Annotated in this window: 9 protein-coding genes and 2 tRNA genes; 8 read left to right on the top strand and 3 right to left on the bottom strand. The window is 51.3% G+C overall.

The window, feature by feature from the left end; all coding sequences use genetic code 11:
- Positions 1–7: 7 nt before the first annotated feature.
- Positions 8–2,950 (bottom strand): excinuclease ABC subunit UvrA, encoded by a 2,943-nt coding sequence (gene uvrA / locus B5F75_RS03955; RefSeq protein WP_087288297.1) that lies wholly within the window; start codon positions 2,948–2,950, stop codon positions 8–10.
- 121 nt (positions 2,951–3,071) lie between these two features.
- Between uvrA and B5F75_RS03950 the strand changes: the two genes are divergently transcribed.
- From B5F75_RS03950 to B5F75_RS03930, 5 genes are all read left to right on the top strand, one after another.
- Positions 3,072–4,136: a lysylphosphatidylglycerol synthase transmembrane domain-containing protein gene (locus B5F75_RS03950; RefSeq protein WP_158093770.1), complete on the top strand. Its 1,065-nt coding sequence runs from the start codon at positions 3,072–3,074 to the stop codon at positions 4,134–4,136.
- Positions 4,120–4,635 (top strand): gamma carbonic anhydrase family protein, encoded by a 516-nt coding sequence (locus tag B5F75_RS03945; RefSeq protein WP_087288162.1) that lies wholly within the window; start codon positions 4,120–4,122, stop codon positions 4,633–4,635. The genes B5F75_RS03950 and B5F75_RS03945 overlap by 17 nt, the downstream gene beginning before the upstream one ends.
- Before the next feature lie 2 nt (positions 4,636–4,637).
- Entirely contained in the window at positions 4,638–5,003 is a 366-nt protein-coding gene (locus tag B5F75_RS03940) for a response regulator transcription factor (protein WP_087288160.1), read from the top strand.
- Positions 5,004–5,049: 46 nt separating this feature from the next.
- Complete coding sequence (locus tag B5F75_RS03935; RefSeq protein ID WP_087288158.1) at positions 5,050–6,144, top strand: tetratricopeptide repeat protein; 1,095 nt, start codon at positions 5,050–5,052, stop codon at positions 6,142–6,144.
- A gap of 79 nt (positions 6,145–6,223) precedes the next feature.
- On the top strand, positions 6,224–7,291 hold the full coding sequence (locus tag B5F75_RS03930; RefSeq protein WP_087288156.1) for a hypothetical protein: 1,068 nt from the start codon (positions 6,224–6,226) through the stop codon (positions 7,289–7,291).
- 207 nt (positions 7,292–7,498) lie between these two features.
- Here B5F75_RS03930 and B5F75_RS03925 read toward each other — a convergent pair whose 3' ends face one another.
- Both B5F75_RS03925 and B5F75_RS03920 read right to left on the bottom strand, forming a co-directional pair.
- Positions 7,499–9,334 (bottom strand): DUF885 family protein, encoded by a 1,836-nt coding sequence (locus B5F75_RS03925; RefSeq protein WP_087288154.1) that lies wholly within the window; start codon positions 9,332–9,334, stop codon positions 7,499–7,501.
- A gap of 12 nt (positions 9,335–9,346) precedes the next feature.
- Positions 9,347–10,489 carry a hypothetical protein gene (locus B5F75_RS03920; RefSeq protein ID WP_143351242.1) on the bottom strand — a complete coding sequence of 381 codons (1,143 nt, stop codon included), beginning with the start codon at positions 10,487–10,489 and terminating at the stop codon, positions 9,347–9,349.
- Between the two features lie 233 nt (positions 10,490–10,722).
- On the opposite strand from B5F75_RS03920, the gene B5F75_RS03910 reads away from it, so the two are divergent.
- The 3 genes from B5F75_RS03910 (at position 10,723) to tig (ending at position 12,233) form a co-directional block, all read left to right on the top strand.
- Positions 10,723–10,795, top strand: a tRNA-Lys gene (locus B5F75_RS03910).
- Between the two features lie 26 nt (positions 10,796–10,821).
- Positions 10,822–10,903, top strand: a tRNA-Leu gene (locus tag B5F75_RS03905).
- A gap of 40 nt (positions 10,904–10,943) precedes the next feature.
- Positions 10,944–12,233, top strand: a complete 1,290-nt coding sequence (tig, locus tag B5F75_RS03900) for a trigger factor (protein ID WP_158093769.1) — start codon at positions 10,944–10,946, stop codon at positions 12,231–12,233.
- Position 12,234 lies beyond the last annotated feature (1 nt).

Here is a 12,234-nt window from a genome sequence, read left to right as displayed (position 1 = left end):
GGCTTTTTTATTTCTTTTTGGATTTTTTGACCGGGGAGGACGCTTTTTTTGCGGCCGCATTTTTTGGCGCGTGCAATTTTTGTTCCGGGTGTTGGGCCAGAAATTTATCCACGGCGTCCAGTTCCGGCTTTAAGTATTTGCCCGTGTAGGATTTGGGGCATGCGGCCACTTGGCGCGGCGTGCCGGCCACGACGATCTGGCCGCCTTTGTCGCCGCCTTCGGGGCCGAGGTCTATAATCCAGTCCGCCGTTTTAATTACGTCCAGGTTGTGCTCGATAATCAGCACGGTGTTGCCTTTGTCAGCCAGGCCGTGGAGCACTTGCAGGAGTTTATCAATGTCTGCAAAGTGAAGCCCGGTGGTGGGCTCGTCCAGAATATAGAGCGTTTTGCCCGTCCCCTTGCGGGAGAGTTCATCCGCCAGTTTTACGCGCTGGGCTTCGCCGCCCGATAACGTGGTGGCCGCCTGCCCGAGCTTGATGTAGCCCAGGCCCACGTCGTTTAGCGTTTTTAAGTAGCGTTTGATTTTGGGGATGCTGTCAAAAAATTCCAACGCCTGCGAGACGCTCATATCCAACACTTCGGCAATATTTTTGCCTTTGAATTTTACTTGAAGGGTATCTTCGTTAAAGCGTTTGCCGTCGCATTCTTCGCATTTTACGTAAATGTCGGGCAGGAACTGCATTTGAATTTTCAAGATGCCGTCGCCCTGGCATTTTTCACACCGGCCTCCTTTTACGTTAAAGGAGAATCTGCCCGGCTTGTAGCCGCGGCGTTTGGCTTCGGGCATTTCGGCAAACAAATCGCGGATGTGCGAGAAAACGCCCGTGTAGGTGGCGGGGTTGGAGCGCGGCGTTTTGCCGATGGGGCTTTGGTCTACGATGATGACCTTGTCTATATTTTCAAGCCCTTTGATTTCCTTGTGTTTGCCGGGGGCGTCTTTGGCGCCGTAGAATTTTTGGGCGAGGGCTTTGTACAAAATTTGGTGGATAAGCGTACTCTTGCCCGAGCCCGATACGCCCGTTACGCAGATGAATTTGCCTAACGGAAATTTTACGTCAATGTTTTTTAAGTTAAATTGTTTGGCGCCCACAATTTCCAAAAATTTGCCGTTTCCTTTGCGCAGTTCTTCGCGCGGCAGAATCATCCGCCGCCCGTTTAAGTACGAGGCCGTGAGGGATTTTTCGTCCCGCAGGAAATCGGCCGTCGGTTCCGCCGCCACAATTTGGCCGCCGTTTTCGCCCGCGGCGGGGCCGAGCTCCACCACGTAGTCGGAGGCCAAAATGGTGTCTTTGTCGTGCTCTACGATAATAAGCGTATTGTCCAAGTCGCGCAGGTTTTTAAGCGTTTCAATCAGGCGGTCGTTGTCGCGGGAGTGCAGCCCGATGGTGGGCTCGTCCAGCACGTACAGCACGCCCGTCAGGCCCGAGCCGATTTGCGTGGCCAGGTGAATGCGCTGGGCTTCGCCGCCCGAGAGCGTTTGGCTTTTGCGTTCCAGCGTCAGGTACGAAAGGCCCACGCTGTTTAAAAATTCCAGCCGCGCGCGGATTTCTTTTAAAACGTCTTTGGCGATGATTTTTTCCTTGTCGGAAAGGTGGATTTGGTCAAAAAACGCTTTGGCGGCGGAAACCTGCATGGCCACGATTTCGTGAATGTTTTTGCCGTCTACGCGCACGGCCAAAGCTTCGGGCTTGAGGCGTTTGCCGTGGCAGGTGGGGCAGGTAATTTCGCGCATAAAGCGGGTGTAGACTTCTTCTTTCACAAAATCGCTTTCGCTTTCCTGGTAGCGGCGTTTTAAGTTGGTAATCACGCCCTCAAAATCCTGTTCCCCGCCGGAGATAAGCGACGTATAGCTCGCCCCGCCCGTGCCGTACAGCAGCAAATCGCGCTGGGCTTTGGAAAGCTTGTTCCAAGGCGTGTTCATATTAATGCGGTTTTGGCGGCAGACTTGTTTTAAAATGTCGTAATAATACCCGCTCCAAGAATTTTTCCAGCGGTGGGTGCGGGTGGTAACGGGATTATCCCACGCGGCGATGGCGCCCTCGTTGATGGAGAGCGTCGGGTCGGGGACGACCAAATCTTCGGCTACTTCTATTTTAAGGCCCAGGCCGTTGCAGTCCGGGCAGGCGCCGTAGGGCGAGTTGAACGAAAAAAGCCTCGGCTCCAGCTCCGAAAACCCAATCCCGCAATGGGCGCAGGCGTTTTCTTCGCTGTAGGTAAATTCGCGCGGTTTGTCGCCCTCCGTTTCCAGCACGTGCACCAGCCCTTTGGCGTATTTTAAAGCGGCTTCCAAACTTTCCACCAAGCGTTCGCGGTCAAATTCTTCCACGAAAATTTCGTCCACCACCAGTTCAATGGTGTGCTTTTTGTAGCGTTCCAAAGAGGGGGTATGCTCCAGTGAAACCACCGTTCCGTTTACGCGCGCTTTGACGTAGCCGTCTTTTTTAAATTTGGCAAACAACTCTTCGTACGTGCCGGCCCTCCCGCGCACGACGGGGGAGAGAATATAGACCGTTTTTTCGTTAAATTTCTTTAAAATATCCTGCGCGATGCCCTGCACGCTCCAGGACTGCACTTCCCGCCCGCACTGCGGGCAAAAGCGGTGCCCCACGCGGGCAAACAGCAAGCGCAAATAGTCATAAATTTCGGTTACCGTGGCCACGGTGGAACGCGGGTTTTTGGAAGGGTTGCGCTGCTCAATGGAAATGGCCGGCGAAAGGCCTTCAATATGCTCTACATCCGGTTTTTCCATCAGTTCCAAAAACTGCCGGGCATAGGCGGACATGCTTTCTACGTAGCGGCGTTGGCCTTCGGCGTAAATGGTGTCAAACGCCAAGGAGCTCTTGCCCGAGCCGGACAAGCCTGTAACCACCACCATTTTATCTTTGGGCAGTTCTACCGTAACATTTTTTAAATTGTGGCCTTTTGCGCCGATGACTTTGATGCTTTTCATACGTAAAAAATCCTTCCTGCAAAATAAATCCGAAATTAGGCGGTGCAAAAACCGCGAAACGGGTGTTTTTTCCCTAAATAAATTATATAATTTATACATCTCTTTATCCCGGAGCGAACGCGTGAAAAAACCGCTTAAAATCCTTTGCTACATTCTGGGCGCCTTTTTATCCGTCGGCATCATTGCTCTTATGGTGTATCAGACGCGCGACAGTTTCGTCAAAATCTGGCAGGGCGTCAGCACGCGCTACCTGTTCCTTTCGCTCCTTTCTTCCGTCCTGATTTACATTTCCATGGGCCTTAGCCTCTACGAAGTGCTGCGCATTATGGGCCGGCGCGTGAGCAAAGGGGCCGCCATCGGCATTGCCTTGGTGTCCACCACGGTCAATTATGTGGTGTCTTCGCTGGGGGTAAGCGGGTTTGCCCTGCGGGCGCATCTTTTGAACCGCCGCCGCGTGCCTTTTGGCATGTGCGTTACGGCCAGCATTGTGATTACGGTGCTGCTGTATTTTGTGTTGGCGGTGATTATTTTGCAGGGGTCGGTGCTGATGTTGTTTAATTCTTCCGCTACCACCATGCAAATCCTCAAAAATTTCTCGCTGATTGTGGTCATGTGCGCCGTTTGCGCGGTAATTACGGCGTTTTTATTTAACAACGAGTGGCGTTCGCGCTGGCTGCGCAAAATTTTCCGGATGATTAACAAAGTGCTCTATCACGTGTTCCGCGCGCTGATTGCCAAAAACAAGTACGACTCGTTTATGGACCAGCTGGACGAAGGCATAGACTTAATCCATAAAAAGAAAAAGAAACTGACGATGACCATCGTCTACGTCTGCGCGGACTGGCTGTTTACGATTTTGGTGCTGTATTTCGCCTTCCGCGCCGTAGGGGTGCACATTACGGCGGGGGTGTTGGTGGCCGGGTTTGCGGTGGGGATGGTTACTACGCTAATTCCCATTCTGCCGGGCGGGCTGGGCGCCATGGAACTGGCGATGACGGCCGTCTACTCCCAAATGGGGATAGACTGGGATTCCGCCCTGATGGCGGCGCTTATTTACCGCGTGGTGTATTATGTTATCCCGGGCATTATCAGCATTTTCATTTATTGGGGGCTGCAGCTTTCTTCGCCTTCGTCTCCCCGCAAGAAAAAATTACCCAAGGAGTTTTCTCATGAGAGAACGTATTAACGAGCAAGTGCCCAGCGTGCGCGCCAGCTGTTATTTGCATAAAACATCGGTTTTGATCGGCGATGTAACCCTGGGGGAAAACGTGTCCGTCTGGCCGTGCGCCGTTTTGCGCGGCGACATCGCCCCCATTACGGTGGGGGATAATTCCAACATTCAGGAAAACGCCTGCCTGCACGTCAACTATGGCGCTCCGTGCATTTTGGGGCGCGGGGTAAGCGTCGGGCACGGCGCGGTGGTGCACGGAAGCAAAATCGGCGACAACTGCCTGATCGGTATGAACGCCGTGGTGATGGAAAGCGAAATCGGCCCCAACTGCATTATCGGGGCGGGAGCCGTGGTGCCGGCCGGAAAGAACATTCCGGCGGGGTCGCTTGTGATGGGCGTGCCGGCTAAAATTGTGCGCAAACTGGAAGAAGATGAAGTAAACGCCGTGATGCGCAACGCCCGCGAATATGCGGAAGCAATTTTGCTCTACAAAGACCACTGCGAAGAGATGTAAAAATGAAAAAAGTCGTGTTGATAGAAGATTCCAAAGTATTGGCCCACGCACTGATTGGGGCGCTGAAGGTGGAAGGAATAGAGGCCCACTGGGCCGAAAACGGTGTGTCCGGCGTGCAGCTGGCCAAACAGCTCAAGCCGGATTTGGTGCTGCTGGATTTAATGCTGCCCAAATTAAGCGGTTTTGACGTGTGCAAACTGCTGAAGACGGACGACGGCACGTGGCGGATTCCGGTGGTCATTATGTCCACCCTGTCCGACCCGCAGTCGCGCGACCGCGCTACCGACGCCGGTGCGGATTATTTTATTCCGAAACCGTATGATTTAGCCTCCACTTTGGCTGAAATTAAAAAAATTCTTAAAATTTAATCAAAGCCCCGCCCCGCGCGGGGTTTATTGAACAGGGAGAACTACCATGCCCGTAACCAAAAAACAACCTGCCAAACGAAAAGCCCAGTTGAATGTAACCGAATTGGAAGAATTGCTGGAGAACAACCGGCCTTCCGAAGCGTTGGAAAAATTGCTTGCCGTCCGCACCAAGGATGCGGCCGCCTGGTTTTTGACCGGTGAGGCCCAGCGCCAGTTGGGCGCTTTTGAACCGGCGCTGGCCAGCTATGCCAAGGCGCTGCAGTTGGCCGACGAAGCCGAAACCCGTATGGACGTACTGCTGGCCATGGCGGCCTGCTACCGCACGCTGGGGCATTCGGCCGCGGCGTATGAACTGGCGCAGGAAGCTTTTCAAATGGCACAGGAATTGGAATACGACGAATTCGTCGTGCGCGCCATGCAGGAAATGGGAATGGCTCTTCGCGCCTGGGGGCGGCTGGAAGAAGCGTTGGATTTGTTGGATGCCGTGCTGGCCGCCTATACGCAGCTGCAAGATTATGCGGGGATGAGTTTTATTCACTGGGCCAAAGGCGGCATTTTCCGTCTGCAGGGGCATTTTCAGGAAGGAATCGCCCAGTTTAAACAGGCTATTTCCTTAGCCAAAAAAGCGGGCGACGGCATCAGCCTGGCCTACGGCTACTGCGGCCTGGCGGGCATCAGCCGCATTTGCGGAAAAATTGACGATTGCGTGAAAAATTATAAGCTGGCGGAAAAAATCTTCCGCAAGAGCGAAGACCTTTTCGGCAAAGCCTACACCAACTGCGGCATGGCCAACGGCCTGCGCCAGCAGGGAAAATACGACGAAGCCCTGCGCCACTACAATGTGGCGGATAAGCTCTATTCTTCCATTCACGACACGGTGGACTTGGGGTTTGTAAAATGGGGCCGGGCCGATATCTTAAAACGCAAAAACAAAATGGAAGCCGCCCTGCAGGACTTGCAGCAGGCGCGCGAACTGTTTGACAATTCCGACGAAACCCGCGGCCAGATTCTTACCAAGCTTTCCTTGGCCCAAGTGCTTTATGCGCTGGGGCAAACGCAGGAAGCGGAAGAATTGTACGAAGCCGGCGTGTCGCAGGCGCGGGCCGAAGGCCTGCACACCTATCTGGAGAGCTATACCTGAAATAAAATAGAAAAAACTCTTGAATTTTACTCTAAGAATTCTTATCCTTATAAAATAGGGTGGGATGAAAGGATAGATTATGAAAAAATTAATATCTTTATTGAGTGTATTTTTCTTATCAACCGCCGGCTATGCGGCGAACAAGATTGAAATGGTAACGTATTTCCCGGTGCCATATGTTGCTTACAGCCGGGTGCAGGTGGATAAGATTTTAGACATCGGCCTGACCAATGTATGCAATATGAGCTTAGGCTGTACGGAAAGCGGCAACGCGGGGCTGCGCCCTTTGCACGTGCAGGATGCGTATTTAGAAACCGGAAGCTTGGATTTAACTAGAGCCCTTGCGGTGCGAAGCAATAACGTGTCGTTAGGCGCAAATGCCGGGGAAGCCAACATTGATTTTAACGATTCGCTGCGTATTAAAAACCTAAATGATGGCTATAGTCTGGAAACAAGCCAACTCACGGTGGATGCGCTTAAATTATTTCCGAATAGAATCGTCAATAACTTCCCGAGCTGTGCGGCTACGGGAGCGGACGGAGCGCCGCAGGTATCGTGGCAAAAATTAAAAATAAAAGATAAAGAAGAAACCTTTTTGGTGTGCGGTACGCCCCAGCAAGTTGATTGCTCAAATGCAGACTATAGAAAAGACCATAAGAGTGAATGTTGTCCTCAAATGCCGGTTAGCGACTCGGTGTGTTATAAAGATTGCTATGGTGTCTCATGGGGTCCGCTGGGTGGAACTGTGGAAACTGCTCTGGGAAGTGATTGGATAGCACGATCTTGTTCTAGGAAGGCTGAAAATGGGTCGCACAGGAGATGTAGTGGTGAGGCGGGTGACTGGGATGCACTTTATGGTGAATATTCTTGCTGGAAGTCCACGGCCTATGCTTTAACGAAAGGCTTTACTTTCGCTATATATGGAACGGGAACTGGTTTTTCTAACTGTGTCGAACAATTACCTATTGCTTGCGTTGAGGAAAGCGATGCGGGACAGACATGTATTGTGTTTGATGGAGATGCATGGATTGCTTGTGAGTGGAAGACAGGAGGAGGCCTTGTGAGTGCAACGTATAATGGCGGGGTAGGAATGTGGAAATGTCAAATAGATACAAGTATAGTTACGCGGTGTAAAAACGGTTGGTAAATTTACAACCCCTCCAGTTTTACTGGAGGGGTTTTTGTGAGTAACAAATGTTATCTTTTACATTTTTCCCATGCTCGATAGGGTTCTTTCACCAACATATTTCGTTAAAATAAGCAGGGTATTGTTAAAAAGAAAGTAACTAAAAGCTCCCCCGTAAAATAAAGGGGGAGCTCTTTGTATAAGAAAGGAAAAGACAGGTTTAACTTTCTATTTTTTCAAGCGTTTGATTTCTTTTTCTAACTGGTCGGGCGGTACATTGCCCGCTTGCAGTACCAGGGAATGAAAGGCAGACAAATTAAATTCTTTTCCTTCTTTCTTGGCGTATTTTTGGCGGGCGTTTTCAAGGGATTGCAATCCGTAGATATAGCTGAGGCTTTCGGCCGGGTGCGCCGAAATGTCTTTTAGCAGGGTTTCCGCTTCTTCCTGTTCAAAGCCGTTTTCCGTTACCAGAAAGTTCAGCGCGTCCGCGTATGAGTATTCTTTGGTTTGCAGCCGTACGTCCACCAACGCCGCGGCGGCGCGGCGGTATTCATTCCACGCCAAAAACAGCAAGTCTTCATCCGTTACCAGATATCCGCGTTCCCGCGCCAAGCGCTGGGCGTAGGCGCTCCAGCCGTTGGCCAAACTGCGGGACGGATACAAGCGGCGGATAGCGGATAAATTTTTCCCGGCCACGGTTTGATAGTATCGGCCGGGCACCAATTCTCCGCTTAAAAGCAATTTGCGAACCGGCGCGTTGAAATCCTTTTTCAGTTGTTCCTGGCGGGCCAATTTGTTGCCGGAAGGCAGCCGCAGGAACAAATCCGAAGAGGGGGAAAGCTGGTTGCCAAAAGGCGGTACAAACAAATAGGCCTGCGTGTAGGCGTAAAACGCCGGCATTTGTTTGACGGAAAAGCGAATGGCGCTGGCGGGCAGGGTGCCGTCTTGTTCAAAAAATTGGGCCAAGGAGGCGGCATCTTGGGAGAGCGCGCGAATTAAATCCCCGCCGGCGGGCGCGGCGGCCACCCGCTGGGCGGCCTTATAAAAATCCTGCGCGGATGGAGGGACAAATTTGCCTTTTTTCTTTGTTTTGGCCGGGGTTTGCTGCACGGTAGGTTTGGCGTTTAAATCGTCTACAACGGTTACTTCCTCTTCGGCCGTTTCCATGGTAAACGGCTCCAAGGCCAGCGCTAAATTTTTCTGCGCGGACAAGAATTCCTTTTGCAGTTTCTTTTCCAATTTGGCCGGTTTTTCCGTGATTTGGTACCGGTCTTTTAGAATTTGGGCATAGGCCTCTGTGCCCAAACGGAAATCTTGCGTGTTCTGTTCTTGGGATAAGCTTTTAAACCAGTCAAACATTTGTTTAATGGCGCGTTTGGCGGTTTGCCCGTCGCGCTTGATTTGGGAGATGGAGACTTCGTCTTCCACGCCTTGGAGCAGAAAGTCGGTTACTTCATCAAACGACAAATACGCGTAGTAGGCTCTTTCCATGGCCAGCTGCGAAAGAAAAGCAGGCGGCTGAATCAGGTTGGATTGAGCTTGAAGGGCTACTTGGGGCAAGGCATTCACGCGGGCCAGCAAATCGGCCCGTTGCTGGGCGGAAGACGTCGTTTTTTTAAGCATCAAATCGTAAATGGCGTCAAACGCTTCCGTATAATATAAGGGATCCGTTTCGGGGCGGTTTTGTTCCAATTGCCAAATATCCGCAGCCAGTGCGTTTTGCAAGAGGAGCAAATCGGTTTGGTTGGCTTTTGAAAGCTGGGAAGGCGTAATTTGATCCGTCATTTCTTTTACGGAACGCAGCGCATTTAACGCCAACGCGTTGTTGGAGGCGGAGCGGTCGGTCAATTTGGAATTGGCCGAAGAAAACCCCAGCCGGGTGGCACGTTCCGGAAAGAAAGACAAGAGTACGGAAGCATAGCGGTTGGCGGCATCGTTTAGCGCATTGTCTTCCAAAAGGGTATCTATGTCTTCAAAATCAAAAGCGGGCTGCGCCGCCGCGGGCACTGCAAAGGCCAAGCAGGCCAAACAGCCTGCCAAAGCCGGCAATAGGGTTCTTTTCATAAAGGTCTCCGTTTATTTCGTGCGTAAAAAGTTTAATTCATCCGTAACCTGTTCGATTTTTGCCGAAATCTCCTTTAATTGGAGGGAGGCTTGGGTATATTCGCGGTAGCTCTTGTCTAACGCGTTTTTGGCCTGAATGGCGCTGGGGGCGGTTTCCCCTTCGGCGGATAAAATATCGTAGATCACTTGGTTTTTGGCATATTGCTGCCGTTTGTGCGAAATCGTCCCCGGCAGAGCGGCTTTGCGCTGGGTTAAGTATTGCAGGTATCTTTCCCGCGAGGAAATGCGCTTGGCCAAAGAAGGCGCGTGCACGGACTGCGGATCAATGGTGCCTTGCACCAGGCGGCGGGTATCGGAATTGTGCATATAAGGATCCAAGGAAAGAATTTGCAGTTCCTTATATTGCTTGTCCAGCAAGAAATTATAGAACGCCGGGCGTGTTTGGGCCGGGAAGAAGGTGCTAAGCACGTTGATGGCCACCCATTCGTCGTCGGTAATGATTTGTTTTTCGGCCGGGCGGGATAAAATTTGGTTCATCAGTGTATTCATTTCTTCGGACGCATAAAACGTCAGCATACGGGCGGATCTGTCGTTTGCGGAGAGCGTTCCGCCGGAATGCAGGGTGGGAAAATCCCCTTTATGTTCCTTCAGATACGCCGCCACCGCCGGATAGCCGGCTTGCTGCGTCACGTGCGCGGCATGTTTTAAAAACAGCGTCATTTCATAATAATATCTTTGGCTGACTTTTTTAAAAGCGGACGGATTTTTTTGGTGCAGATAGACGGCTTGTTTGAACATTTCATAAAAAGTGGGGGCCGGTTTGGCCAGTTTTTTGCGCAGCAAGCCCTGCACCAGTGTGGTTTGGCTGTCCGTCAGCGGGTAAAAGCGGGCAATAAACACTTTGGGAATGATAGGAGGTTCCGGGGTAGGAATCGGGCGCGCTGTGTAGACGGAAACCGCCGGGCCGAAATTTTGACGCAGACCGCCGGGAACGGCAATTTTTTGCGCAAGCGGTACTTTAAAAGCGGGCTGAAGGGCTGTTTTGGCCGCCGGGAGAATTTTTTCAGGGAGTTGCCCGTAAGACGGAAGCGCAAAAAAAGCAACGGCTCCTGCCAGAAGAAACGTGTGTTTGAGGGTTTTGGGAAGTATGTTCATTTTATGTTCCATCGCTAAATAAGAAGATATGACGCCGGCCGCAAGGCCTTACTTGTATTTTATTGCTTGCGGGGGGAGGATGTCAATTGTTTCTTTCCGCCAAAAAGGGGTTTGCGCTGCGAGGAATAAATTTGCTACAATAAAATATCTTCGGAACGGATTTTCCTTCAAACGGCGCATAGGCCGTTTACCCGTTTCTCTAATTTTGCTATAATCTAACCAGAAACCCTTTCGGGCCATTAGCTCAGTTGGTAGAGCAGACGCCTCTTAAGCGTAAGGTCGTGAGTTCGAGCCTCACATGGCCCAAATTTTCGTTTTTCTTACATAAACTAGGACGGATGGCGGAACCGGTAGACGCGTACGCCTTAGGAGCGTATGGAGCAATCCGTGAGGGTTCAAGTCCCTCTCCGTCCAGATTTTCGGCATGTCCGATACGAATAGGAGTGAGTTAAGTATGTCCATCTTCAAAACTGCCCAGAGCGGGGAAGTAAAAACCCAACAAGTGAAAAAAGAAGGCTGCCGCGTAACGCTTTCGGTGGAAGCCTCCCCGGAACTGGTTACCAAAAGCTTTCAAAACGCCGCCGTGCAAGTCCAATCCCGTGCGCAAATGCAAGGTTTCCGCGCCGGCAAAGTACCGTTGGACTTGGTCAAACAAAATTTTGCCGGACATATTAAGGAACGCGCGTTGGACTTAACGGTCAAAGCCGCCATCAACGCCGCCATCACGGACGCCAAGCTGGACGCCGTGGCCGTCCCCACGCTGACCAAAGCCGATTTTATGAACTTTGCGGAAGGAAAAGCCTTCCCGTTTGAAATTGCGGTGGATGTGGCGCCGGAATTTGAAGTAAAAGATTACAAAGGCATTGAAATTGCCAAAAAACCGGAAACCGCTACCGAACAGGACGTGGCCGAAAATTTAAACCGCGTGCTGGACGCCAACGCCCGCTTGGAAAGCGCGGCCGAAGGCGCGGTGATTGACGATAAATGCTACGCCGTTATTCACTACAGCGGCAAACGCAACGGTACGGACGATTATAAATTAAGCGCCGACAGCGAACTGGTGGATATGTCCGCCCCGCAGACGATGCCCGGCTTGGCCGAAGGCATTAAAGGCCTCAAAAAAGGCGACGTAAAAGACATTGAAACCAAAGAAGGCAACGATACGATTTCCTACCACGTAACGGTGGACGATATTAAAAACAAAATCGTGCCCGCGTTGGACGATTCTTTCGCCAAGGACATGGGCTTTGACACGCTGGACGCGCTGAAAGCCAAAGTCAAAGAAAGCCTGGACGAAGAAGCCAAGCAAAACGCCCGCCGCGACGAAGTGGCCCAAATCGAAAACCACTTGGTTAAAATGAACCAGTTTGATTTGCCGCAGAGCCTGGTGGAAGAATATACGGAATCTTCTTTAAATAACTTTGTGCGCAGCATGACCCAGCTCAAACCCGAACAGCTGACGGCCGACCAGAAAAAAGCGTTTGAAGAACGCATCCGCCCCAGCGTAGAGAAGGATTTGCGCATCGGATACATCGTGCACGCCATTGCCAAAAAGGAAAACCTGGAAGCCACCGAGGCCGACTGGAAAGCCGAATTGGACAAGAGCATCGCCGCCAATTCTCAAAATAAAGAAGACGAAAAGAAAATCAAAGCTTTCTTCAACGAACGCAAAGCGCACATTTTGGCTACGCTCAGCGAACGCAAAGTGTTTGATTTCATCAAAGAACAGGCGAAATACAAATAAA

The sequence above is a fragment of the Elusimicrobium sp. An273 genome (genome assembly GCF_002159705.1).
GTDB lineage: Bacteria > Elusimicrobiota > Elusimicrobia > Elusimicrobiales > Elusimicrobiaceae > Avelusimicrobium > Avelusimicrobium gallicola.
This window is presented reverse-complemented; position numbering and strand designations above follow the sequence as displayed.